The organism is Pseudomonas sp. P4_C1 (genome assembly GCF_056402155.1).
Window position 1 is genome coordinate 45,827 of sequence record NZ_JBFUHY010000015.1, and the last position, 25,158, is coordinate 70,984.

22 protein-coding genes are annotated in these 25,158 nt (G+C 62.1%); 3 read left to right on the forward strand and 19 right to left on the reverse strand.

The window, feature by feature from the left end; genetic code table 11:
- Nucleotides 1-6: 6 nt before the first annotated feature.
- The 14 genes from AC1DU9_RS12405 to AC1DU9_RS12470 all read right to left on the reverse strand — a co-directional run bounded on the left by AC1DU9_RS12405 (nucleotide 7) and on the right by AC1DU9_RS12470 (nucleotide 16,994).
- Nucleotides 7-1,926: a hypothetical protein gene (locus AC1DU9_RS12405; RefSeq protein WP_223463549.1), complete on the reverse strand. Its 1,920-nt coding sequence runs from the start codon at nucleotides 1,924-1,926 to the stop codon at nucleotides 7-9.
- Nucleotides 1,923-3,227, reverse strand: a complete 1,305-nt coding sequence (locus AC1DU9_RS12410; RefSeq protein WP_477810210.1) for an oligosaccharide flippase family protein — start codon at nucleotides 3,225-3,227, stop codon at nucleotides 1,923-1,925. Before AC1DU9_RS12410 ends, AC1DU9_RS12405 begins: the two co-directional genes overlap by 4 nt.
- Nucleotides 3,224-4,222, reverse strand: a complete 999-nt coding sequence (locus AC1DU9_RS12415) for a polysaccharide deacetylase family protein (protein ID WP_477810211.1) — start codon at nucleotides 4,220-4,222, stop codon at nucleotides 3,224-3,226. Before AC1DU9_RS12415 ends, AC1DU9_RS12410 begins: the two co-directional genes overlap by 4 nt.
- 12 nt (nucleotides 4,223-4,234) lie before the next feature.
- Complete coding sequence (locus tag AC1DU9_RS12420) at nucleotides 4,235-5,371, reverse strand: glycosyltransferase (RefSeq protein ID WP_477810212.1); 1,137 nt, start codon at nucleotides 5,369-5,371, stop codon at nucleotides 4,235-4,237.
- Nucleotides 5,364-6,332 carry a glycosyltransferase family 2 protein gene (locus tag AC1DU9_RS12425; RefSeq protein WP_223463553.1) on the reverse strand — a complete coding sequence of 323 codons (969 nt, stop codon included), beginning with the start codon at nucleotides 6,330-6,332 and terminating at the stop codon, nucleotides 5,364-5,366. Before AC1DU9_RS12425 ends, AC1DU9_RS12420 begins: the two co-directional genes overlap by 8 nt.
- Complete coding sequence (locus AC1DU9_RS12430) at nucleotides 6,329-7,696, reverse strand: O-antigen ligase family protein (protein ID WP_223463554.1); 1,368 nt, start codon at nucleotides 7,694-7,696, stop codon at nucleotides 6,329-6,331. The genes AC1DU9_RS12425 and AC1DU9_RS12430 overlap by 4 nt, the downstream gene beginning before the upstream one ends.
- A complete protein-coding gene (locus tag AC1DU9_RS12435) occupies nucleotides 7,693-8,787 on the reverse strand; it encodes a glycosyltransferase family 4 protein (RefSeq protein ID WP_477810213.1) in 1,095 nt (364 codons plus the stop codon). The genes AC1DU9_RS12430 and AC1DU9_RS12435 overlap by 4 nt, the downstream gene beginning before the upstream one ends.
- Nucleotides 8,784-10,376, reverse strand: coding sequence for a GumC family protein (locus AC1DU9_RS12440; protein ID WP_477810214.1), 1,593 nt, complete (start codon nucleotides 10,374-10,376; stop codon nucleotides 8,784-8,786). Before AC1DU9_RS12440 ends, AC1DU9_RS12435 begins: the two co-directional genes overlap by 4 nt.
- Before the next feature lie 15 nt (nucleotides 10,377-10,391).
- Complete coding sequence (locus AC1DU9_RS12445) at nucleotides 10,392-11,423, reverse strand: polysaccharide biosynthesis/export family protein (RefSeq protein ID WP_223463557.1); 1,032 nt, start codon at nucleotides 11,421-11,423, stop codon at nucleotides 10,392-10,394.
- A gap of 22 nt (nucleotides 11,424-11,445) precedes the next feature.
- Nucleotides 11,446-12,093, reverse strand: a complete 648-nt coding sequence (locus AC1DU9_RS12450; RefSeq protein WP_223463558.1) for a CpsD/CapB family tyrosine-protein kinase — start codon at nucleotides 12,091-12,093, stop codon at nucleotides 11,446-11,448.
- Nucleotides 12,094-12,840: a sugar transferase gene (locus AC1DU9_RS12455; protein ID WP_477810215.1), complete on the reverse strand. Its 747-nt coding sequence runs from the start codon at nucleotides 12,838-12,840 to the stop codon at nucleotides 12,094-12,096.
- Nucleotides 12,841-12,969: 129 nt separating this feature from the next.
- A complete protein-coding gene (locus AC1DU9_RS12460; RefSeq protein WP_477810216.1) occupies nucleotides 12,970-14,322 on the reverse strand; it encodes a UDP-glucose dehydrogenase family protein in 1,353 nt (450 codons plus the stop codon).
- Between the two features lie 356 nt (nucleotides 14,323-14,678).
- Entirely contained in the window at nucleotides 14,679-15,719 is a 1,041-nt protein-coding gene (locus tag AC1DU9_RS12465; protein WP_477810217.1) for an AraC family transcriptional regulator ligand-binding domain-containing protein, read from the reverse strand.
- Nucleotides 15,720-16,076: 357 nt separating this feature from the next.
- A complete protein-coding gene (locus AC1DU9_RS12470; RefSeq protein ID WP_477810218.1) occupies nucleotides 16,077-16,994 on the reverse strand; it encodes a LysR family transcriptional regulator in 918 nt (305 codons plus the stop codon).
- A gap of 97 nt (nucleotides 16,995-17,091) precedes the next feature.
- Between AC1DU9_RS12470 and AC1DU9_RS12475 the strand changes: the two genes are divergently transcribed.
- The gene (locus tag AC1DU9_RS12475) at nucleotides 17,092-17,991 is read left to right on the forward strand and encodes an AraC family transcriptional regulator (protein ID WP_223463563.1); all 900 of its coding nucleotides are present in this window, start codon (nucleotides 17,092-17,094) and stop codon (nucleotides 17,989-17,991) included.
- On the opposite strand, the gene AC1DU9_RS12480 is transcribed toward AC1DU9_RS12475, so the two are convergent.
- On the reverse strand, nucleotides 17,992-19,419 hold the full coding sequence (locus tag AC1DU9_RS12480; protein WP_223463564.1) for a mechanosensitive ion channel family protein: 1,428 nt from the start codon (nucleotides 19,417-19,419) through the stop codon (nucleotides 17,992-17,994).
- A 200-nt stretch (nucleotides 19,420-19,619) separates the two neighbouring features.
- Nucleotides 19,620-20,639, reverse strand: coding sequence for an alpha/beta hydrolase (locus AC1DU9_RS12485; RefSeq protein ID WP_477810219.1), 1,020 nt, complete (start codon nucleotides 20,637-20,639; stop codon nucleotides 19,620-19,622).
- A 159-nt stretch (nucleotides 20,640-20,798) separates the two neighbouring features.
- Between AC1DU9_RS12485 and AC1DU9_RS12490 the strand changes: the two genes are divergently transcribed.
- Nucleotides 20,799-21,695: a LysR family transcriptional regulator gene (locus AC1DU9_RS12490; protein ID WP_477810220.1), complete on the forward strand. Its 897-nt coding sequence runs from the start codon at nucleotides 20,799-20,801 to the stop codon at nucleotides 21,693-21,695.
- A gap of 292 nt (nucleotides 21,696-21,987) precedes the next feature.
- On the opposite strand, the gene AC1DU9_RS12495 is transcribed toward AC1DU9_RS12490, so the two are convergent.
- The 3 genes from AC1DU9_RS12495 to gspG form a co-directional block, all read right to left on the reverse strand.
- Entirely contained in the window at nucleotides 21,988-22,437 is a 450-nt protein-coding gene (locus tag AC1DU9_RS12495; protein WP_477810221.1) for a hypothetical protein, read from the reverse strand.
- Between the two features lie 156 nt (nucleotides 22,438-22,593).
- A complete protein-coding gene (locus AC1DU9_RS12500; protein ID WP_477810222.1) occupies nucleotides 22,594-23,781 on the reverse strand; it encodes a type II secretion system F family protein in 1,188 nt (395 codons plus the stop codon).
- A 14-nt stretch (nucleotides 23,782-23,795) separates the two neighbouring features.
- The gene (gene gspG / locus AC1DU9_RS12505) at nucleotides 23,796-24,230 is read right to left on the reverse strand and encodes a type II secretion system major pseudopilin GspG (protein ID WP_477810223.1); all 435 of its coding nucleotides are present in this window, start codon (nucleotides 24,228-24,230) and stop codon (nucleotides 23,796-23,798) included.
- Nucleotides 24,231-24,425: 195 nt separating this feature from the next.
- On the opposite strand from gspG, the gene AC1DU9_RS12510 reads away from it, so the two are divergent.
- Complete coding sequence (locus AC1DU9_RS12510; RefSeq protein WP_477810224.1) at nucleotides 24,426-25,034, forward strand: lytic transglycosylase domain-containing protein; 609 nt, start codon at nucleotides 24,426-24,428, stop codon at nucleotides 25,032-25,034.
- The last annotated feature ends 124 nt before the right edge of the window (nucleotides 25,035-25,158 follow it).

The following is a 25,158-nucleotide window of genomic DNA, read 5'->3' on the forward strand; positions in this document are numbered from 1 at the left end:
TGACGTTCATGAGGCGCTCCAGCTGAGGGCAAACAGGGTTTCTCCCGGCAAATCGAAGCTGATGCGACCTTCCAGGCACTTGAAAGATGCGTCGCGACTGCGGTTGTCGTCGCCGAAATAGCGCAATGATCCCAGGGGCAATGGACATTGCGCGCCGGCCAGGCTCACACGCTGCAAGCGCGAGCCTTTGTTGACGCCCAGCAGGCTGCGTTGGTGCCCGGCAGACATGGCCAGCACGTCAACCTCGAAGGCGTCGTTCTCCAGGCGCATGACATCGCTTAGCCAATGCTGGCGGATGAATTGCTGCGCCAGACCTACGGGCTTGAGCTCGAATTCATCCTTGCCGAGCACGCGGAACATGCCCTTGGGATACTCAGGTTCGTCGTCGGCCTGGAACCAGCCGAGCATGTCGAGCAAGCCGTCCTGGGAAGCATTGATGATGACCGAGGCCCACCATAACGAGGCGTAATGGGTGTCCTGATCGTAAGGGCTGAGGCTGGCCCCGCTGGACATGTTGGTCTGGTCCAGCAACAAGGCTTTGCGCGGTCGTCCCTGGGCGTCGAGCCCCACCAGCTCTGCCGCTTTGCGTACGCTATCGCGGTAGACACGGGTCGCCAGCAGGTCGCGGACCATCCATTCGTGCCACGCCAGCGCATCGATCTTGTCGCCGGACTCGGCCAGCAAGCGTCGGGCCCAGTCGATGCCGCGCTTGTCGGCGGCATTGTCGACGAGCGGGCCATTGACGAACCGGGAGCTGGCCGGCATGGCAATGCGGACGCCGGCTTTGGTGTTGTCCGGGTTGCTGCGCACTTGCCAGGCCATGCTCTTGAAGATGCGCTGGTAGGTGGCGTAGTCCGGGTAGTTGAGGTTCGGTTCGTCGGCAAAGCCGATGTAGTGCGTGCCCTTGCCGCCAAGTGCGCGTGTGGCGGCGAGCCAGGCGTCGAGGCCGGCGTTGCTGGTGGTGTCGGCGCGCAGGTTGGCCTGGCGCTGACGGCCGGCCAGCAGGGTGATGTCCTGAGTGATGCCGAAGCGATCCTGATACAGCCGACGGAACACGTCTTCGTAATGTGGTCGCGTCGCCATGATGTCGACCAGGCTGTAATAGGTTCCGGCCTGTGGTTGCAGGGCATCGAGCACGGCGAAACTGGAGTCCGGCAGTCGCGCATAGGGCAGGGCGATACCCAGGTTCGGGGTCTTGCCGAGCACGTCTTTGTACAGCGTCAGCCCGGTCTGGCCTTCGTCTTCGCGCAAGGGTTTGAGCTGTTGCGGGTTCTGGGCGAACAGGTTGGCCGTGCCGTCGAGCCAGAATGCGACCTTGCCGCTGCCGCGCAGGTGCAGGCGCCAGACTTGATCGGTGGTTGCAACGGGCAACTCGACTTTGTCGAACTGCCAATAGGCGGGGTAAGACTCGAGAGACAGTGAAAGCTGTTGGCCGTCGCTCACGCGCTGCGCTTGCAATGCGTCGACGCCGCCGTGGAATTTACCGGCCAGCACCGCGTGCTCACCGGCCGCGACCTTGAAATACAACTCGTCACCGTCCCGGGACTCGGCGCTGAAATGCACCTTGGCCGGGGCGAACAGTGCGACGGTGTGGTCGTCGTGCTCAACCGTATAACGGCGGAAGCTGTAGCCGGGAATTTCCAGTCGATAACTGGCGGCGCCCGGCGCCAGGTCCCAGCGTTGGCTACCGTGGGGCTCATTGGCGGCAATCAGTCGTTCGCTCTGGAGTTTACCCTGGCCGTCGAGCAAGTAGAGGTGTTCTTCGTTGGCTTCAGTCTGCCACACCGGGGCCCAGAGCACGGTCAGGGTGTCGGGGCGGTCCGTTTGCAGGTACAGGCTGCCGTCGCGGATATCGGCCCAACGCATGGGCGCCGCTTCGGCGCTCAGCCCGAGGCCAAGACTCACCAGCAATAACAGGTGTTTCATGCCGACTTCCGTTGCAGCATCAGCAGCATCGGCGCGATGTCGCCGGGCAGGACGATGAGCGTTTGCCAGGCCGGCACGTGGCTCAACCGGCAATACACCACCAACAGCGCCACGGTCACGGCCAGGTACGCGATAGAGGACGCCGCTGCTGCGCCGACGATGCCGTAGGTCGGGATCAGCAGCACATTGAGCGTCAGGTTGAGCAGGGCGCTAAGGCCCATCAACAACGAAATCGTGCCGGGCCGGTTTTTGCCCAGCAGGTCCAGGCGCAGAATGCTCATGTAGCACAGACCGAACAGGCCTGGCAGCAGCGCCAGCAACGCAGGATACGCAGGCTGATAGGCCTCGCCAAACAGCGTCACGATCAACCATTCACCGACCACTGCCATGCTCAGGCAAGCGCCGAGCATCACCGTAGCGGTCAAGCGCAAGGCCAGCGGCGTGACTTTTTCGATGCCTTCTTCCTGTTGCAGCAGGCGCTTCATCAGCGGCGTGGTCACCGCTTCCGGAACGATCAGCAGCAACTCGGCGGCCGCGCTCGCCATGGCGTAGTGACCCAGCGCCGTGGTGCCGAGCAGAGCGCCGATGAACAGATAGTCGGAGCGCAGAATCACTTGCTGGAACAGCAGGTCCGGATGGCTGCGGGCGCTGTAGCGCAGCAGTTCGTTCTGACTGGCGCGGTCCCATTGCAGGCTCAGCGGATGCCCGCGCTTGAGCCACACCCACCCGGCGAGCACCACCAGGCTGATCCCCGCCAGCCAACTGATCAGTGCCGCTTCCAGGGCTGCGCTTTTCCACATCCAGAACAGGGCAAGGAACACCAGCAGCGGCGCCAGCGACTCGATCAGACGCAAGGCATTGAAGGCAACCACGCCGCCCGAGGCGTTGTGCAAAGTCAGCAAGCCGCTTTTGAGCACGGTCAGCGGCACCGCCAGCAGCAACAGCCAGGCGAGCAGGCCCAATTGCAGGGTGATGTCCAGTTCTGTGCCGAACTCGCGGGTCAGCGCCACCACCAGCAAGGTCAGCAACGCCGCCAGCAGACAACCGAACAGCAGCACCTGGCTGAGCAGCAAGCCCATCGGTCGTTGCTTGGCCGCCTGATAGCCCACCGCTGAATTCAAGCCGCCGCTGGTGGCAGCGCTGATCAGGTCGGGCAGGGTGTTGAGCAAGGCAAACAAGCCCCGTTCACTGGGGCCGAGGATCCGCGCCAGCAATATGTTACGCAGCAAGCGCAGGGCGATCATCGCCAGCTTGGTGCCCATGCTCAGGGCCAGGTGCCTGAGGTAGTTGCTGCGGCTCATGGACGTGCCCCACGGTAGATGCGCCAGGACAGCAACCCGGGATCGCGCGCGGTACGCTGGCTCACGCCGAAGCGTGGCAGGGCCAGAGGATCTTCGGTCCCCCGATAAATGCCGGTGCCGGTGCCCAGGGCAAACGGGAAGTCGTGCCTGGCCACCTGTTGGCGCACCCGCGCATCGTTGTCGCCATTGGGGTAGCAGTAAACCGGCAACGGCCGGTTGCAGCCGTTGAGCAGCGCGTCGCGACTGCGGCTCAGTTCTTCATGCAGGCGTTGATCGTCGAGGCCGGTGAGGATGGCGTGGCTGGCACCGTGGGGGCCGAAGCGCACCAGGCCGGACGCTTCCAGGTGGCGCACTTGCTGCCAGTCCAGTGCCTGGGGCAACGACTCCTGCGGGCAGTCGTCGGTCAGGCGATTGAGGTCCAGCGGTGACAGGTTTTTCAGGCTCTGCAAAAAGTTCAGCAACGCCAGGCTGCGGCGTTGCTGATCCGGGTCATCGCACAGTGTCGGCAACGGGCGCCCCAGGTGCAGCAAGCGTTCGATCAGGTGCCGGCGTGCCGGTTCGCCATGGCTGTTCCACAGGGTTTCGCCGATGCTTTCCCACCAGAACCGCTGGCGGCTGCCGATGAAATCGGTGGACAGAAAGATGCTCGCCGGCACCTGGTGCTTTTGCAGCAACGGGAAGGCATTCACCGCGTTGTCGCGCCAGCCGTCGTCGAAGGTCAGCGCCACTTTCGGCCGCGGCGAGCGCGCAACCGGTTGCAGAATGTCCATCAGCGGCACGCAGTCGAAGTGTTTTTTCAACCACACCAGCAAATGTTCAAAGGCCTTTGGCCCGACGCACAGTTCATTGCGGTGGGGCAGTTCGGCGGCCTGGTCGCTGGCCAGCACCCGGTGCAGCATCAGGATCACCCCGGCGCCGTGCAGTTGGTTGCGTCCGACCGGGGAGTTCAGGTACAGCCAGCCACTGGTGCGTTTTAACAGTTGTTTGATCGCCACGGCACGCACCTCTCATCGATTTTGCTCAGGGTTCCATTGGGCGTAACGCTGACCGCCCAGGAACTGCCACAGGCCGATGCTCATCCCGGCAAGGGTCACCAGGAGGAACGCGGCCAGGCGAAAGGGTTTGGGCAAGCGGTGTTGCGAATCCAGCAGGCCGGCAATGGCCATCGTGTAACCGAGCAATTGTGCGATCAGGCTCAGACGATAAAAGCCGTGGTCTTCCCACAGCCAGAAATTGCTCAGCAGCAACGGCAGCAACAGGATCGGCGCCAGCCGCCGGATCAGCTTGTGGCTGATCAAGGCAATCGCATACAGGCCGTGGGTCAGCGGATTCATCAGCTCCCGGCGCTGGGCCAGGCTTTGCAAGCCACCCACCGTGACCCGCTGACGGCGGCGAAATTGCTTGTCGGCTTCGTCCACGCCCTGGTCGATCACCCGGGCCTGGGGCACGTAGACAATCCGCTTGAACGCGACGGGTGCGCAGGTGCTGATAAAGAAGTCGTCGTTGACCTCCGCCGGCACGTTCTGGAACAACTCGCGGCGCAGGGCGAGCAATGCGCCGTCGGCGGAGACCATGCAGCCGGTGCGATTTTCCACGTAGCGCAACCAGCCTTCGTAATGCCGATACAGGCTGTCACCCACGCTCAAGCCCTTGCCGGTCACCGGGATCACCATGTGCCCGGCGCAGCCACCGACCTGCGGGTCGTTGAGCGGTGCGAGCAAATGGCCGAGGGTGTCGGTGGACCATTGGTTGTCGGCGTCGGTGAACACCAGGATCGCACCGCTGCTGATCGCGACCCCGGCATTGAGCGTCGCCGCCTTGCCCTGGCGGGGCAGATCGAGCACGGTGATGCGCGGGTCGTTGACCTTGTGTGCACAGGCCACGGTGTCGTCGGTCGAGCCGTCACTGGCCAGGATGATGTGCAGCGAGCGGGCCTGATAATCCTGGGCCAGCACGGTGCGCAGTTTTTCTTCGATATGCCGCGCTTCGTTGTGCGCGGCAATTACGATGCTCACGTCCATCGGTTGGGCCGGTCCATGGCGCGGTGCCGGGTAAAACGGTGCCAGCAAGGTCAACAACAGGGGATAACCGAGGTAGGCGTAAACCGGCAGCAACAGGCACAACCAGAAAATGAATTCAGCCACGGGCGGGCCTCCTGGCATTCCAATGACAAAGGCTGAGGATGAGCCCGGCGCCCGCCAGGTGCAGGCGCACCCAGTGCAGGCCCCAGAGTTGCAGGGTCAGGAGCGGGTCACGGTGCCTGGCACTCTGACGCAGGCTCAGTGCCAGGGCGGGCAGGATGGTCAGCAGTAGCATCAGCATCGAATGCTGGGGGAAACCGTCGAACAGGGCGGAAATGGCCATGAAATCGATGACCCAGACGGCAATCGACAGCAGCGGAAAGCGCAGCAAGCGCAGGCTCGGGCCATGGGTGCGCAGCAGTTGCAGATGACTGCCCTGGCGCCATAATTCCTTGCCCATCCATTCCCGCCAACTGCCTTCGTAACCCCAATGCAGCGCCACGCTTTGGTTGACCGAGCGCAGCTTGGCACCGGCGTCGACCAGGCGCATGGTCAGTTCCTTGTCCTCGCCGGTGCGCAGTTGTTCATTGAAACCACCGACCTTGTCGAACCAGCGACGGCGCATCAGCAGGTTGCAAGTGGGCAGCCATTGCGCGACATGCAGCGGCTGCGTAGCGGGGCGTAAGGTGCGGCGCTGCCAGGCGTCGGCGTACCACGGCGCCTCGGCCGGGGTGTGCAGGTCCAGGCCGATGACATCGCCCTGGCCGCCGGACTCGAGGTCGAACAACAGCTTGAGCCAATTCTCGGGCATCTCGACGTCGGCATCGATAAAGGCCAGCCATTCACCGCTGGCAATCGCCGCTCCGCGATTGCGCAATGCACCGATGAGCAGGCCGGGCAGGACCAGAACCTGGGCGCCGAGCTGCCGGGCAATGTCCGGGCCCTGGTCGTCGGAGCCGTTGTCGACCACGATCAACTCGCATTCGACGTTGGCCGCCTCGGCGGCATGTCGTGCCGCGAGCAGGGTCCGGGCGATGTGCTGCTCCTCGTTGTACATCGGGATGACGATGCTGATGCGGTTCATGCCTTGACCTCTTTCAGCGGGGCTTCTTCGGCTTTCGTGCGCAGCACGCCGGTCAACGCGAGCATGATCCACAGGTACTTGTGGTTCGGTGCGCTGAGGAACATCAGGAACAACGTCAACGACAGAAAGCTCATGCTCAGGTGGGTCATCAGATCGGCCTGATGCCTGTCTCCTCGCAACAGCCAGGTGCGGCGGGCGCGAATCAGGTTGTACAACCCCAGGGCCAGCATGCCGACGAACATCAGGCCGGCGGGAATCCCCAGTTCACTGAAGATCTCCAGGTAGGTGTTGTGGGCGCGACGGTACAGGTCGTCGGTCTTGCCGCTGACGGAAAAGGTCTTGGCATAACCGGTGGTGGCGTAGTGCAGCGGGAACGTGCCGGGGCCGGTGCCGAGCAAGGGGTTCTCGGCGATCATGGCGCTGCCGACCACAATGTAGGAGGCGCGACGGCCCAGGGACGCGTCCTGACTCTTGGCCCCGGAGCTGAGGATGCTCAGCGACTGGATGCGCGCCACGTAACTTGCCGGCATCGCATAGAGCCCCAGCGCAATCACAATCGCCAGGCCGAGCATGGCAAAGCCCAGGTGGCGTGGACGAATATGTGGTAATTGCGCGCGATAGTGCCACGTGCCGATCAACAGGCTGAGGAGCAACACCACCAGCCCCGAACGGGATTCAGTCTTGGTCATGCCGGCCAGCAGCACGAGGGCACAGCCCCCCCAGAACAACCGGTGCAACCGGTTCGGGCTGCGGACCACCAGCAACAGCGCCATGGGCACGGCGAAGGCGATCATCAGGGCAAATTCGTTCGGGTCATTGAGCATACCGGACGCACGGCCTTCGTCCTGGTATTTGGCTGAGAACATCGCCATGGCGCAGGTCACCGCGACACTGATGGCAACCAGTTTGGCGAACATGTCGAGGTTCAACTCACGCCCGACCAGCAGGGTGATGACAAACAGAATCAGGCCGACGCTCAATTCGCGCAGGTGGCCCAGGGACATGTCCATGTTGTCGGTGTTCAACAGGCTGAGCAGGTACAGAACCATGAACCCGATCAGCAAACGCCAGATATTGCTGCGCAGGCGCTCGGCCGACCGTTGGTGAATCGCCAGTTGCAGCATCAGGATCAGCGCCAGCGAAGCCCCGAGGAACTTGGAGCCCGACAACGCGCTGTCCTTGAACAGGCCCTCGAAAGGCAGGATGGCGACAATGCCCAGCAGGCCCCAGGTCGGCTTGCGGTACAGCACCGCGACACCCACCAGGCCCAGCACCGCTCCCGGCGCCAGGTACGGATAAGGGCTGGCCAGCAATCCGAGGCAGACCAGGCCGAGCAAGCTGACGATCGAGAGCGGAACGATCACGCGCGTGCCTCCCGTGCAGTCCGGATGTAAAGCTGCGACCAGCGTTCGGCCAGGACCTTGAGGTCGTAGCGATCCTGTTGCGTACGTTTTGCGTTGTCGATCAATTCGCCGGCCAGGGCCGGGTCATCCAGCAGCGCGCCGATCTGGCGGGCGAGGGCGGTGCTGTCGGTGGGCGAGGCCAGCAGGCCGTTGTGGCGGTCCTGCAAGACATCGGGAATCCCGCCGACGCCGAAGGCCACCACCGGCACCCCGGCCTGCATCGCTTCGAGCAGAATCATCGGCGTGCCTTCGGTGCGCGAGCTGATCACCAACGCATCGAGTTGCCGCCACCAGGCGCGCATGTCGGTCTGGTAGCCCGGCAGCGTGATGCGCGCCTGCAATCCGGCTTCGTCTATACGCGTCTGCAGGCTTTCCCGCTCCGGCCCGTCGCCGAGCATCACCGCGTCCAGTTGCGGGTACTGCCGACACAACGGGATCAGCGCATCGAGAAACAGGTCCGGGCCCTTTTCGCTGCTCAGGCGCCCGACGTAGCCGGCCAGCCAGCGTTGACGTGCGCCACTGCGCGGCGGCAAGTCGTTGGCCGCCGGCAGGCCGTTGGGGATCACCTGCAACTTGTCCGTGCGCACATTGGCCTGACGGTGCAGCGCCGCAATGCTTTCGGCGACACACACCACTCGGTCCACCGAGGCCGTGCGGCACAGTTGCAGGCTCAGCCAGGTGTAGAACTTCTGCTTGCGACTGCGCGGGGTGAAGCCGTGCTGGGTGATCACCAGTGGCAGGCGCAACAGCGTGGCGCCGAGCCAGCCGAACAACAGGCCCTTGAAGTTGTGCGTATTGATCAGTGGCCGCTTTTCCCGTCGCTGGCGCAAATGTCCCAGCACTGCGCCCAGGCCTGCACAGCCGAGGCAATCGACACCGGCCTGGCGAAATCGCGCGATCAGTTCTGGCGGCGCATCGAGAAACAGCACCTGGTGCTGCCCCGGCGTCGCCAGGCAATGATCCAGCAGCATCCGCTCGGCGCCATAGAAACCGCCGCTGCTGAGCAAATGAATGATCGGCAGGTCGTGGGCGGTGCCGAGCGGCGCGTTCAATTGCGCACCCAATGCACGAGGGCCGGTACGCTCCAGTTCTTGTGCGGGTTGTTCGGCTGGGTGCTGTGATCATTGATCACCAGCAGCACCGGCAAGCCCAGTTCATGGGTGATTTGCGCAGGGTGCTTGAAGCGGTGGTCGAAGAACTCACGCACATAGACCAGGGCAATCGCCAGCAGCAAACCGGTGAACAGCCCGAACGGAATGATCAGCATCGGCTTGGGGAACGCCGCTTCGGTCGGTTCGAAAGGCGGGCTGAGCACCCGTGCGTTGGACAGGTCGTTGTCCAGCGCGCGCGCCGTGCTGCTTTCAGCGAAGCGCTGGGCATAGGTGGCGAACGCCTTGTGCAGCGCGTTGATCTCGGTGTCCATCTGCCGCAGTTTGCTGCGGGTTTCCTGCAACTGATGGATGCGATTCTGGAACTCGGCAATACGCGCGGTTTTCTGGTCGATGACCGAGCTGATCGTCATCAGGTCGCTGGTGCGCTCCTGAATCCGGTTGCTGACAATCTTCAGGAATTGCCCACGGGCCCGGATGATTTGCTCGCGGGCCATTTGCATCGGATCACTGCCGGGCTGCAAGACCGCCAGGTCGTCCATGTAGTGGCTGACCAGGGTCGTCAGTCGCTCACCCAGTTGCTTGATCTCGCGGTCTTCGAAAGCGACGCTATCGACCGTGGTGGTGAAGGTGTAGGGGAAGGTGTAGTCGTTGAATCTGGCATTGTTGGCGGTCGCCAGGCTGGTTTTCAGGTAATCGAGCCAGCGCTGGCTTTGCAGCAGTCGGTCCTGATACAGGTTGAGCGCCTGCTCCTCGGTGTTGATCGCGTTGAGGCGGAACGTGATTTCTTCCTTGGGGTCGGACGAACCGATGCTTTCGAGCAAGGCCAGGCGATTGGCTTCCAGGCCATCGAGACGCACCTGGTACTGCATTTTCTTGGTCTCGTAGAAACTCTGCGGCAGGTCGATCGATTGCATTTCCTGGCGGGTAACCAGGTAGTTTTGCAGCAGGGCAGTGACGAATCGGGTGCCCTGGGCCGGGTCAGGGAAGTGGTAGACGATCGAGATCACGTTGGAGCCCGGCAAGGTTTCAACCTTGAGGGCAGCGGACGCTTGTTGCGTGAGGGCATCGAGCAGGGTGTCGCGTACCGGATCGGTCTGCAGCCCGAGCAGGCTGCGAACCGGGTTGATCACGTGTTCGCGAACGGGATTGATCACAAACCGTTTGAGCGGCTGCACCAGCAGTTTGTTGAAGGCGCTCACGGGCTGCGTGTACTCACCCTTTTCGCGCAACTGGCCGATGGTCTGGCGGATCAAGGCCGGCGAACGCAGGATATTGCTCTCGGTCTCCATGTCGGCCAGCGACGGCGGAATGAAGGAAGCGTTTTCCTGAGTGAGGGTGCTGGTGGCATCCCCCTGGGAGATTTTCTTGGACTGCACGATCACCTGGGCGGTGATATCGAAACTCTGCTTGAGCAACAGCGGCAAGACCACGGCGATCACGGCAAAGACCAGGAAGACTCGCTTCACCAACTGCTTGTTGGCGAAGAAGATCCTGAAGAACTCATGCAGGTAGTTTTCCTTTGGATTCATGTGGGTACCTGAGAGTTAGTTGCTGCTGTCGTCTTTGTTGTCGACGCGGTAGCTGAAGCTGAGGCCCATGCCCTGGAACAACACGACGTCCGCCAGTTGCCGCGCGAGCTCACCGGCGCTGGCCAGTTTGGTCTTGGGCACGTACAGCATGTCGTCCGCTTGCAGGAAGGCGATCTGGGTGGCGTCGCCGGACAAGGCTTTTTCCACGTCGTAACGATGCGCGACCACCTGGTTGCCGTTGCGCCGCATGATCATCACCGAGTCCAGGCGTGCCTTGGCGTTGGAACCGCGGGCCATGGTCAGGGCTTCGAGCACCGACACCGGGCGGCGGATCGGATAGGCGCCCGGCTGGCCGACTTCACCCAGTACATAGATTTCGTTACCGGCGGTGGACTTGAGCAGCACGTCCACGGTCATGCGCCCCGGCAGGGTGGCATAGCGTTTATTCAGGTAGGCCTGCAGTTGGTTGATGGTCATGCCTTGCAGCGGCACGGCACCGATTTCCGGGAAGCTGGCGTAGCCGTCGGTGCCCACGGTGATTTCCCGGCTCATGCCGGTGGCGGGGTGGTTGAGCACGGACTTGAGGTTCCATTCACTGGCCAGCGGGTTCACCACCATCACTGACAGCTGATTGCGGTTGGGCTGGAACAGCTGTTTGCGATCGTAGGCGCGCTGAATCGCGTCCCGTGCTTCATCGCGGGTCAGGCCCTCGATTTTCACCGTGGTTTGGGCCCCCGGCAGCTCGATGGTGCCATCGGGCAGCACCAACTGGTTGCCGTTGAACTGGCTGGCGGCGGTGAAGTTCAGCGCGATCGTGTCCCCGGACTGCACGCGATAGGCGGCCGAGCCACTGGTGCTGATGTGGAAGATCACGTCCAGCACATCCTGTGGGCGCAGGGTCTGCTCGACCTTGGGCACGTCGGTTGCCTGGGCGTTGGCCGGTGGGGCCGTGAGGATTTGCACCGGCATGCTTTGTGATTCGTCGGAGGAAGTGCTGGAGCAACCTGCAAGGGGCAGCAACAGCAGGACAAGCATCTTGGCGTTCATGGCGTCATCCTTGTCTGACTGCTCACAGGTTTTTGTACAGCCATTCGGGCATGTAGTACTTGCGTCGGTTGAACACGCTGCCGACCAGCTTCGCTCCCGCCTGGCTCAAGCGCTTGGCCGCGGCCTGCGCCACTTCCCAGCGGGTGTCTTCCGCGGGCACGACCAGGACCACACCGTCCACCTGGGTGCCGATGACCAGGGTGTCGGAGGCCGAATACACCGCGTCGCCGTCGATCACCACGAAGCGGTAGCGGATGCCGAGTTGATCGAACAGCGGGCTCAGGCGCTCGGGTGTCAGGTGCTCGTTGCCACGGAAGTAGCGGCCCAATGGCAGAACGTGAAAGGGCAGGCTGGAGACGTCCACCACGCAGTCCTGCAACAAGGGCGGGCTCTGTGTGTTGAACATCAAGTCGCGAAACCCCCGTTCCTTGCTCAGCCCCAACTGTTGCGTGAGGTTGGTCGCCGAATGGCTGGCATCCACCAGCAGCACCAGGCCGCTGCTCATCTTCGCCAGTTGACTGGCCAGCGCCAGGGCGCTGGTGGTGGTGCCCGCGCCGGGGTTGGCGGCGGTCAGGAACAGGATCCGCAGGTTCTGGTCGAGCACGGTCGATGTCAGGTTGGACTCGCTCGGGCTGGCAATGCTGAGGCTTTTAGCCGATGAACCGTCCATTTAACTCGCTCCGTGACCGCTGAACACTTTGAAAGGGGTTTTCAGCAGAATCTTCAAATCAAGCAGCAGGCTCTGCTGGGCGATGTAGGCGAGGTCCAACTCAACGCGCTGGTCGAAGTCGATATTGCTGCGTCCGGAGATTTGCCACAGGCCGGTCATGCCGGGGTAGATGCTCAGGCGCGCGAGGTGCCTGTCCTCGTAGCGGTAGGCGTTGAACGAAGTCGGCCTGGGGCCTACCAGGCGCATGTCGCCGGTCACCACGTTGAACAGGTTCGGCAGTTCGTCGAGACTGGTGCGTCGCAGGAAACTGCCGATACCGGTGATGCGCGGGTCCTTGTCGATCTTGAAGTCGATGGCGTCGGCGCCGTGCTTGTTCAGGTGCCGCAGGGACTCCTTGAGCTCCTCGGCGTTGACGACCATGGTGCGGAATTTGTACATGCCGAACAGGCGGCCGCGGTAGCCGGTGCGTTTCTGCACGAACATCACCGGCCCTGGGCTGGTCAGTTTGATGGCCAGCGCCAGCCCCAGCAGCACCGGGGAAATCAGCACCAGGACCAGCAGTGCGCCGAAGCCGGCCAGGACGCGGTTGGTGCGCGACAGGGTCCACGGCCGGCCACCTTCGCGACCGGTTATCCAGCCACAACCCTGCATGTGGATGGCGGCATCCATGCGCTTGCGTTGCGCGGGGTCCAGGCGCTTGTCCCTATGCATTTTGTTAAGGGGCACACTTTTTTCGTGTTCAGACATAGATTCTCCGCAGAGTTAAGCCGTGTGCGGCATGGGCGACGCAGTCAGTCGTAAGTGCAGGACCAGGCAACGAAGCACCGGTCCCTCATTGGGCACCCATAAAACCGGCTGCGGCGGTGACGAGAGTCTTCATGGATGGGCGGCCTCGGGCACGATGTGGCGCAAGCCAATACCGCTGTAGTGCAGGCCGGCGGCTGCCACCTGTTCCGGGCTGTACAGGTTGCGCCCGTCCACGATCACCCGTTCACGCAGTTTGCTCGCCAGCATGTCGAAGTCGACCACGCGGAAGTTCTTCCACTCGGTGCAGATCACCAGGGCATCGGCGTCTTCGAGTGTGTCATCGCGGGTGGCGCACAGATGCAGGTCGTCGCGGTAGCCGTAAAGGCGCCGGCATTCGGACATGGCTTCCGGGTCGTAGGCCTGCACGCTCGCGCCTTCGGCCCAGAGTGCTTCCATCAGGTAGCGGCTGGGTGCTTCGCGCATGTCATCGGTGTTGGGTTTGAACGCCAGGCCCCACACGGCGATGGATTTGCCGGCCAGTCCGCCGGGAAATTGCGCCTTGAGTTTGCTGAACAGAATATGCCGCTGGTGGTCGTTGACGTCGGTCACGCTACGCAGCAATTTCAGGGGCATTCCGGCGTGTTCGGCGGTGTGCAGCAGGGCGCGCAGGTCCTTGGGGAAGCACGAACCGCCGAAACCGCAACCGGGGTAGATGAAGTGGTAACCGATGCGCGGGTCCGAGCCGATGCCTTTGCGCACGGCTTCGATATCTGCTCCCAGCAACTCGGTGAGGTTGGCCAGTTCGTTCATGAAGCTGATGCGCGTGGCCAGCATCGCGTTCGCCGCGTACTTGGTCAGTTCGGCGCTGCGGTTGTCCATGAACATCAATTTGTCGTGGTTGCGGCAGAACGGCGCGTAGAGCTCGCTCATCTGGCTGCGGGCTTGATCGTCAGTGGTGCCGACGATGATCCGGTCCGGGCGCATGCAATCGGCCAGGGCACTGCCTTCCTTGAGGAATTCCGGGTTGGACACCACCCGTACCTTCAGCGAACCTTTGCCGCGGTGCTGCAACTCTTCAACGGCAGTCGCACTGACCTGATCCGCCGTGCCGACCGGCACCGTGGACTTGATGATCAGGGTGCGGTCGGCCTCCATGAAACCAGCAATCTGCCGGGCCACGTTCAGCACATGGCTGAGGTCGGCCGAACCGTCTTCGTCGGCGGGCGTACCGACGGCGATGAAAATCAGCTCGGCGTGCTCCACCGCATCGCTTGCCTGGGTGGTGAAGAGCAGGCGACCGGCCTTGATGTTTTCTTCAAGGGTGCCGGACAGCCCCGGCTCACTGATCGGTGGCACGGCCTGTTGCAGTTGCCGGATCTTGTTCGGATCGATGTCGACACACAGGACGCGATGTCCGACATCGGCCAGAGCCGCTGCTTGAATCAGGCCAACATAGCCCGTACCAAATACGCTTACGTCCATATTAGCGTGCCTCGCAAGACGTGGAGAGTTGCAAAACAAGACTGTCAAAAGGGGTATAGACCAGCCTCGGTAAACCGTGTCAGCAAACCGGCATGTAAAAGGGGCAAGACACTCCCAAATGTGGGGGCGATTGCCATCAAGGTCGCAGCACTATTGGCTTTCCCCCCGATTTTGGCTGTTCAGCGAAAATCTCAAGAAAACGACAGGCGGTCGTAAGCCTTGAAATACAAGGGTTGTAGCTGCTAAGTGTGTCAGGTTTGAGTCACCGGCTTGATGACCATTTTTAACAGAGGCCGCCAGTTCTCACGCACGTATGGCGTAAAGCCAGTGTTAAAAAATGTCCAGCAACCTACTGGTCAAGTGCCTGATCGGGTTCGCCAGGCGCCCGGCGCGCACCCCAGCCACCGCAGGCAGGCACGGTTGAAACTTTGCACATCGCTGTAGCCCAGGCGGTCGGAAATTTCCACCAGCTCCAGGTCTGTCCTCTGCAAAAAGTCTTCGGCGCGATAGCGGCGGTATTCGTCGAGCAACTCCGAAAAACTCCAGCCCAACGCCTTCAAGCGTCGGGCGGCGGTGCGCTCGAGCAAATGCCGGGTGGTACAGAATTGCTGCCAGTTGGCCTCGGCGAGGTCGGTGATCAAATAATCGCAGACTTGCTCCAGCAAGGTCGGTTCGCTGTTGCGTCGGGTCTGCTCCAGCAGTTCGACCAGCATGAGTTCCAGTTCATGATTGCCCGGCGTCAACGGGATCACGAACAGCTGTGGATCGAGGCGGATCGAGTGCTGCGCCTGCCCCCATTGCACCGGTGCGCGAAAGGCTTGTTCATGATCCTGCGGATTGGCCGTGCAGGCACCGGCCAGCCCGACGCCCAGAACCGGATCACGCTCCAGGCCGCTGGCGAGGAATTTGCGCCGCAACATGCTGCACAGGCTGATGAGGATGTAATCGGCGGTTGACGCGCTGGTTTTCACGCAGCCATGGTCGAGCAGGTGCAATTCGACGCGGTCGTCGCCGCGCACGATCCGGGCCTGGAAGTGTCCGTTGAAAAACGGAAAAAAACGCACGAAATACTGGCAGGCGCTGTCCAGTGAATCGGCGACGTCGAACAGGTATGTCAGGCCGTTGGTGGCGGTGGAAACGAATCGCCGACCGGCCGCCAGGCCGATCAGCGGGTCGCCGGTCTGTTCCAGGGCAAACGCCCAGAAGCGCCGCGACATGAACAGCGGAATGCGCATGAATGGCGTGCGCAACTCGAACAGGCTGCGTCGCAACAGGCCTTCGATGCATTCGCGGTCCACACCGCGGGCCAGCAACTCTTCGATGGCCGGCAACAGGGTCGGCGCGTAGAACGCGTTGGGTATTGATTGGTCGTGCAGCGGCTGGTCGCTTTTTGTCATGTAGGGCCCACAGCTTGTTGCGGAACACCGGTCAAGCTGGCCGACGTTAAGCGATTTGCCGGAGCAGGACCATGCTTGATTTACGCCTGCTCGATTTGAACCTGTTGCTCGCCTTCGATGCGATTTACCCGTAGCGCAGGGTCACTAGTGCCACCGAGATGATGTGCCTGTCGCGCGCCCTCGGTAAGCGCCGGGAATTGCAGGCTCTGGCGCGGCGTGCATGATGTGGAGGCAGCAACGCCAAACCCTGTGGGAGCGAGCTTGCTCGCGATAGCGGTGTGTCATTCAATAAAGATGTCGACTGACCCGGCCCCATCGCGAGCAAGCTCGCTCCCACAGGGGGTGGTGGCTGCTCGACTAATTCGACGCCAGCAAGCGCCGGTCGACCGTCAGCACCGCATCGACCATCGCCAGCGCGGCCGGTGTCAGGGAGTGGCCGGCGCGGCTGACGATGCCGTAGTGCAATTGCAGGCCGGGATCCTCCTTGGGTACATCGGCAAATTCCAGCAGGCGGACCAGGCCCTGGTCGACCAGTTCGGCCAAGGCCTCCACGGTGGCGATGCCTACCGCGTCGGAGCGCATCACCACGCGGCGGATGGCGTCGAACTGCGCGCATTCCACGCTCGGATTGAAGTCTGCCTCGCCCTGCACGTCGGCGAGGATCTTGCGGATCATCGGCGGTATTCGCGTGCCGACCACCGCGTAGTCGAGCAGGGCGCGCAGGGACAGATTCTGCTGTTGCGCCAGGGGATGACCGACACGGCAAAAGAACCACCCGCGCCGGGGGCGCAACAGCTGTACCTGGTAATGCGGGTCGCCGGTGAAGTACCGCGCGTCGGCCACGAGGAATTCGATCTGCTGTTCACGAAGCCAGACCGCCAGTTGTTCCCAGTCGCCCTGGTGGAAACTGATGCGGACCGCCGGGTGAGCCTGGATGAACTCCGCCAACGCCTCGGGCACCAGCACCTGGGCCGGATACGGGCCGCAGCCGAAGTGCAGCTCGCCACCGGTCAGGCCGTTGTATTGCGTCAGTTCGTTGTGCAGGGCCTGGCTGCCGGCGAGCAGGCGCCGGGCATGTTGCAGCACCAGTTCGCCTTGACCGGTCAGGCGCAATTCGCGGCTGCTGCGTTCCACCAGCACGCAGTCGAGGTCGCGCTCAAGGGTCTGGATGCTGCGACTGAAGGCCGGTTGACTGAGATTGATCGCCTCGGCGGCACGCCCGAAGTTGCGGTAATCGGCCAGGGCGACGAGGTGGCGGAGTTGTCGTAGGTCCATCATGCGTCTCCTGCATTTGGCGGATACTTTTAATGCATTGGATCGATAGCACAGCGGCTGGCATAAGTACACGCCTGTCCTCTCGCCGTAACCTGCCATGACCAGCCAACCGTTTTTTTCCAGCGCCTTCACCCGCACCATTCTCAGCCATGCCCGGCAGTCCGGCCTGTGTCAGGACCAACTGCTGCAACGGGCCGGCATCTGCCTGTCGCTGCTCGAAGGTCAGGACCTGCATGTGCCCGCGCACCTGGTCGAACGCCTGTGGAATGAATGCGAACGTGCGGGCGCGGGCGCATCGTTTGGCTGCGAACTGGTCAATGGCATGGCGACCACCACGCTGCGGGGTTTGAACATTTTGCTGGATTCCGCCGCGACCCTGCGTGCGAGCCTGGCGTGCTTCACCGATTTTCTGCCGCGGGTAACCAACTGCGTGGTGGCGGAACTGGAGGAGTGTGGCGGACAGGCTCGCTTGCACTTGCGCAGTGCCGATAAACAGCTGCATTTTTTCGGCCTCGATGCAGCGACCCTGACGTTGGTGCGCAATATCGCCCGACGCCTGGGGCGTGCCCCGGCACAGGTGTTTGTCGCCGTTCGCCTGACTCCGCAACAGGCTGCCGGGCAGTGGTTGCGTAGTGTTGGTATCGAGGTGCTGGAGGGTTCACATCCGTGTTTGAGCCTGCCAGCGACTAGCCTCGATGAGCCGTTGCTGGGGGCCAATGGATTTCTGCATCAGAGCATGTTGCGGTACTGGCAGACTGCTGCCGCGCAACATACACGCAGTGACAGTCTGGAGTTGGCGCGGCACTGGTTGACGGCAGGTGATCAGCCGATTGAGCGGATTGCCGAGCGGTTGGGGTATCGGCAGCCGAGTAATTTCATTCGGGCGTTTCGTAAGCAGTTCGGGATTACGCCCAAGCAGTTTCGCCTCTGTGATGTATCTGGTCGGCCAGTAGGTCGCCTTCGTCGGAACGCCGCCCGGACCAAGCTCGCTCCTTGATCAACGATTTTGCAACCAGCTCAAAAAACCACCTTTCTTGACCGCCACCGGTTTGGCCATCAACGCCATCCGGCTGTTCTGCTGCCGCACCGCTTGCAGCTTGTTCAACGCCCGGTCGACTTCGCGGCGTTGCTCCATGCAACTGCGGGTCAGGGACTTGTCGAGGCGGTAGATGATGCTTGAGGTCATGGCGGTGAACCGTGCCTGGGACGGCGTGTCGGCAAGAATGCTCTGTTCGCCCATGACTTCACTCGGCCCCATGCGTCCGGCTTCGATCTGCGTGCTGCCGTCGGGGACAGTGGCGCTGACCACGCCGGTGGCGATGACGAACAAACTGTCCGGCACTTCCTCCAGATCCAGCACCACTTCACCAGCCGCGTATTGCTGTGCCACCATGTTCCGGGCCAGGCGATCACGTTCCTCGGCGCTCAGGGAACGGAAGATTTTCACTTCATCGAGCAAGGCCCGTGCGCGGGTCGACGGCTCGATCACGCCATCGGGCTGCCGGGAAATGCCTGCTGCTTCGAGGTGCCGATGGGCCAGGTCGAACAGTTGATTGCGCACTTCGCCCTTTTTGCCCAGTTCGGCGATGAAGCCGCTGGCCACGTATTCGGACATGGTTTCGCCGGTCTCCTTGAGCACGGCTTTGGGCGGTGGGTTGAGCAGCAGACTGCTGCTGCCCTGAAGGGTGCGGTCCAGGGCATCGAGTACCCGACGCGGACGGATATGGTTGGGCACCTGAATGCTGATCGACACGCCGTGCAGGTTGGTCGGGCGGCTGAGGTTGACGATCTTCGCCTTGGCCGCCACCGAGTTCGGCACCACAGCGGTGCTGCCGGCATTGGTCAGCAGGTGGGTGGCGCGCCAGTCGATGTCCAGCACCTTGCCTTCAACACCGTCGATGCAAACCCAGTCATCGACCTGATACGGCTTGGTGGTGTTGAGCACGATACCGGAGAACACGTCGCTCAAAGTGCTCTGCAATGCCAGACCCACCACGATGGCGACGACGCCAGAGGTCGCCAGCAAACCTTTCACTGGCAGCTCCAGCACGTAGCCGGCGGCGGCGACGACGGCAACCAGGAACACCACAGCGCCGATGACATCCTGCAACAGCCGGCCGCTGTGGCCGATGCGTCGCATCAGGACCAGACCGATCACTTCGGTCAGCACCCGCGCGGCGTACAACCACCACAGAATTCCCAGCGCCGTAGCCCCGAGCTGCGCCACGGGATCATCGGCAAACAATGGCGCGTGCAACGGGCTGACGCCGGCGTTGATGATCACCGCGCTGAACAGCACAAACAGCGCAAGACGCACACCGACCCGGCTGACGCGATGCTTGAAAGGCGCAAGGTGCCAGAGCAGGGCGTCGATGGCCAGCAGCAGGGCGCTCAGGGACAGGAGATGACTGAGAAGGAAGGACATGTGGGAGCTCCGGCAGAAATGAGGTAGCCGAGATGCAGGCCGCTTTTGTGGCGAGGGAGCTTTTCTGTGGGAGCGAGCTTGCTCGCGATTGCGGTCTAACATTCAATGAAGATGTCGACTGAAAATCCGCATCGCGAGCAGGCTCGCTCCTACAGAAAAGCCCCTCACCACACCGCAAGTGTGTGGCAAAGGGCAAGGTCTCAGTTCAAGTGAACCTTGAGCTCCAGCGCAGCCTGGCGTACCGCTGCCTTCACTTCGGGAATCTGGCTTAACGGGTTGAGCAGGCCGAAGTCGTGGATCATGCCGTTGTAGCGGACCGAGGTCACTGGCACGCCCGCCGCATCGAGGTGGCGGGCATAACCTTCGCCTTCGTCACGCAGCACGTCGAATTCGGCGGTCTGCACCAATGCGGGCGGCAAGCCTTTGAGCTGTTCGGTACTGGCGTTGAGTGGCGAGGCATGAATCTGCGCGCGTTCGCCGGCGTCGGTGGTGTAGTTGTCCCAGAACCACTTCATCATGTTTTGCGTCAGGAAGTGGCCTTCGGCAAATTGCTGGTACGACGCGGTATCGAACTGTGCGTTGGTCACCGGCCACATCAGTAGTTGAAAACGCAGGGCCGGGACTTTTTGCTCCTTGGCCATCAAGGCCACGACTGCCGCCATGTTGCCGCCGACGCTGTTGCCGGCCACTGCCAGACGTTGACCGTCGACGCCGATCTCTTTGCCATGCTCGGCCACCCAGCGCGTCGCGGCGTAGGCCTGGTTGATCGCGGTCGGGTATTGCGCTTGCGGCGACGGTGTGTAGTCGACGTACACCGCGACCGCGCCGGAGCCCACCACGAGGTCACGAATCAGGCGTTGGTGAGTCGGGAAATCCCCCAGCACCCAACCGCCACCATGGAAGAACATGAACACCGGCAATTCACCTTTGACCTTGGCCGGGCGCACCACTTTGAGGTTGATCGTCTGCCCGTCAACCTTGATCGCCTTGTCGCTGACTTCCACACCGGACAGGTCAACCTTCACCGACGCCTGGGCACCGGTCAGCACCGCACGGGCGTCTTTCGGGCTCAGTTGTTCAAGCGGTTTGCCACCAGCGGCGGCGAGGGCTTCGAGGAAGGCCTGGGTGTTGTGTTCGACACCCGGGCTGCCCGCGGCAAACGCGTTGCCGACGGCAAGGGCGAGGAGGGATGCGGTCAGGGTTTTCTGGACGAGGTTCATGGGTAAATCCTTTTTAACCGATGGCGTTGAGTGTCTTGAGATGAGGTCGCTGCCGGCTCTGTGATTCAGGCTTCAGCAACACCGTGAACACAGATTAATAGGGTGCCTGGAAGCGAAAAAGCGGCTATAAAGTGTTTAACTGTCAACCGGGAAGTGACAATGAACCCCTTCGAAGATATGCGTATTTTTTGCCAGGTGATGGACTCCGGCAGTTTCACGGCGGCCGCCGATCAACTGGGCCTGTCCAAGCAGTTTGTCAGCCGCCGCTTGATGCAACTCGAAGAGCGCTTGGGCGTGCGCTTGCTCAATCGCTCGACCCGGCGACTGGATGTCACGCCGCTGGGGCAAAGCTATTACGAGTCAGCCTTGCGCCTGCTCAGCGAAGTCGAACAAGTGGAGCAGGGCATCGCCGGCCAGACCACCGAACCACGGGGGACCATTCGTGTGAGTGCGCCGCTGTCGTTCGCACTGGCGCATCTGGGGTGCCTGTTGCCGGTGTTTTTGCAGCGCTATCGCGACGTGACGGTGGAGATGGATTTGAGTGACCGCCCTGTGGATTTGCTCGGTGAAGGTTACGACCTGGCATTGCGCATTGGCACATTGGAAGACTCGACGCTGATCGCCCGACGCATTGCCTCCATTGCACGGGTGTACTGCGCAAGCCCCGCGTACCTGGTCGAACGCGGCACACCGCTCAAGCCTGAAGATTTGCACGGACACGACTGCCTGCCGTACGGCCATGGTCGTCAGGTGCAATGGCGTTTTGCAGGGCAGGGCAAGCCATTGAGCGTCAATGTAAGCGGGCGGATGCGGGTCAACAACGGTGAACTGCTCAAGGACGCAGCGTTCGCCGGGCTGGGGATCACCTATTTGCCGACATTCATTGTCGGTTCGGCGCTGAAGGATGGAAGGCTGGTGGAAGTGCTTGAGGATTTCAGGCCGCAGCCGCTGACGTTGTCTGCGGTCTATCCGCAACACCGGCAGAGTTCGCGGCCGGTGCAGGCGCTGGTCGAGTTCTTGCGCGAGGAGCTGGATCAGTCTGAGGGTGGGCTGTAGAGCGGCTGATTGTCTGATTCACATTGACCACTGTAGGAGCCGGCTTGCCGGCGAAGGCGTTTTTGATGGCGCTGCACGTCCCAAGGCCGCCTTCGCTGGCAAGCCAGCTCCTACAAAAACGGGTACACACCGTCATTTTTTGTGTCCACACATTCCCTGTAGGAGCGAGCCTGCTCGCGATGACATTCGATCATTCAACATTTCTGTTGCCTGACACTCCGCTATCGTCGGAACGCCGCCCGGAGCAAGCTCGCTCCCACAGGGTTTTGTGTTGTATGGGAGTCAGGGGGAATCAGGTCCTTTTGTCATCGCCGGGCTCAGCATGGGCACCACGGTCATCGCCGGGTTCGCCGTTGGCATGGACACCACGGTCATCGCCGGGCTCGCCGTTGGCATGGACGCCACGGTCATCTCCGGGCTCGCCATTGGCATGGACACCACGGTCATCCCCGGGTTCATCATGGGTGCCGCTGCGTCCTGAGGACGAGGCCGTTCCGGAGTGGCTCGAACCGCTGTTGGCGCTGCCATGACCGCTGTTGCTGCCATGGTCGCCGCTATGGCCGCTGCCACCACTACCGCCGCCGCCACCGCCACTACCGCCACCGCCACTACCGCCACCGCCACTACCCCCTTCCTTGGCCTGAGCACTGGATACCCCGGACAGGCTGTCCGGAATCAATACGGTAGACGCCGACAGAACCGCGCCAATAGCTACTGCCAATAAAAGCTTATTGATGAGCATGTCGTTCTCCGTCTTCTTGTTCAGATTGGAACGTTGATGAACACTGCAATGTGCTGCTTTTTTTCCCATGGGAACTTGTTAAACACCTCGACCCACTGGTTTATTCAATGGGAGATTGAAAAAGTGCAACGGGCAGAGCGGCCCTGTTCCATAAAGTCAGTGAATGCTCGAGGCCAGTTCAAAAATCGGGATGTACATCAGGATCACGATCACCCCGATCAACAGGCCGATGAAGGTCATGAGCAGAGGTTCGAACAGCCGCACGAACCATTCGATCCAGCGGCTGATTTCTTCGTCGTAGAAGTCGGCGCTGCGCTCCATCATCTGCCCGAGGTTGCCCGATTGTTCCCCGGCACGCAGCAGGCGCAGGGACACCGGAGTCACCAGGTGATTGAGTTCCAGCGCGGTAGAAAGCGATTGCCCCTCGCGCACCCGGTCGCAGGCCTGGTCCAGGCGCGCCCGGGAGGCGACGCTGAGCAAGCCACGGACCATGCCCATGGCGGTGACCAGGGGAATGCCGCCTTGCAGCAGTATGCCTAGCGAACGGTAGAAGCGCGCCAGCTCATACATGAAGATGCGCTGGTGCACCGCGGGGAGTTTTTCGATCAGGCGGTCCAGCCCCCGACGAAAGGCCGGTTGGCGCTGGAGCAGGGCGAGGGCGACGATGATGGCCAGCAAGCCACCGAAGAATTCGCCCTGGTGGGTGTGCAGGAACATGCCGCTGCTCATCAGGATCTGCGACATCCACGGCAGGTTCGACCCCAGCCCTTCGAATACCAGGCTGAAGCGCGGTACGACGTAACCCATCAAAAACAACACCACGCCACCTCCCACCACCAGCAACAGCATGGGGTAGATCGATGCGCTGACGATCTTCTGGCGAACCTCGTCCATGCGCTGGCGATAGCCGACATACCGGCCCAGGGCATCGCCCACGGCGCCGGTCTTCTCACTGGACTGCACCAGCGCCACGTACAAAGGCGGGAAAACGGCCGACATCTGGCTCAGGGCCTGGGAAAACGATTTGCCCTCGTACAGCAAGCGCACCAGCTCGCTCAGGGTCTTGCGGGCTTGTGGCGCGTTTTCCTTTTCCGCCAGGCTTTCCAGCGCATCGATCAACGGCAGGCCGGCGTTGATCAATGTGGTCAGTTCCTGGCTGAACAATACCAGGTTGAAGGTCTCGCGCCTGTGCAGGCGCAAGGCTCGCCAATGTCGCTCGGCGTGCAGGCTGACGACTCGCAGGCCCTGGTCTTCGGCGATGCGCCTGGCTTCGCTGTGCCCCGGCGCCTCGACGGTCATCGAGACGACACCGGCCTTGCCGACGGCTTTGAGATGAAAGCGCATGGTCGCCATTCCCGTCAGTTCCAGTTGGTGACTTCGGCGTTCTCGCCTTCGCCGCCGGGCTGTCCGTCCTTGCCCAGGGACAACAGGTCGTACTCGCTGTTTTCACCGGGATAGCGATAGCTGTAGTTGTGGCCCCAGGGGTCTTGCGGGATTTTTTTCTGCAGGTACGGGCCGGTCCAGCGCGGTTCGTCGGCAGGGGCAGTGACCAGCGCTTGCAAGCCCTGTTCGGTCGACGGGTAGTGGCCGACCTCCAGGCGGTAAAGGTCCAGGGCTTTGCTCAAGCCTTCTATTTGCGCCTTGGCCACTTTCACTTCGGAACGGCCCAGTTGGGCGAAGTACTTCGGCGCCACGATGCCGGCCAACAGTCCCAGCACCACCAGTACCACCAACAGTTCGAGCAGGGTGAACCCGCTTTGGGGGCGCCGGGCATAGCACAGATGCTGATTCATGATGACCTTCCTCAGTCGACAGCAGAGTCTCTAAACAGGCGCATGCAATTGCCATGCTCATGACTGGACATCCTTTTGCACCCCCCGTGCTGCGGGCCTTTTCACTTACGGCACAGTGCTTGCGTATGGCTATTTTACTACCGGCCATTGGGGCAATACCCCCATTTTTCGGGGCCGGGCAGGGGAGGCATGATAATGAAAGCCATCACCGCAGGATTGCTCGGATTACTCGCGCTCGCCGGTGCCGCACAGGCCGATGTGTTCGTTTCCCTGGACGCCAAGGGCAACTATGTCCTGTCCAATGTCCATCGCCCCGGACGCCACTATGAACGGGTGATCCATGAGCCTGATGCGACGGTGGTCAGCCTCGACCAGCAACCGCAGATGATCGCCGCGCAACCCTACGCCGAGCTGGTGTTGGCGGCGGCCACGGCCAACGAACTACCGGCGGCGCTGCTGCATGCAGTGATCAAGACTGAGTCCGGCTACAACGCCCGTGCTACCTCACCCAAGGGCGCTCGCGGACTGATGCAGTTGATGCCCGCCCTCGCCCGCGAAATGGGGGTGACCAACGCCTACGACCCCAAGGCCAACATCCAGGGCGGCGCCCGCTATCTCAAGAGCCTGATGACGATGTTCGACAACGATATCCGCCTCGCCGTGGCGGCCTATCACGCCGGCCCGCAAGCGGTGATCAGCCGGGGCAACAGGATCCCGCCGTTCGCCACAACCCAGCGTTATGTGCCCAACGTGCTGAACCACTATCGGCTTTTACAGGGGTTGTCCGCGGATGCGCCGCTGTGATCGAGACCCAGAGGGTGGTTTTCCCCAATAGTGGGGAGTGGTGGTCCCGGCGAGGAAATGGGGGTTCGGGTGGGGAATATCCCCCGTTTATCAAATCGTGAATGTATCCAGCTGATTAATAAGG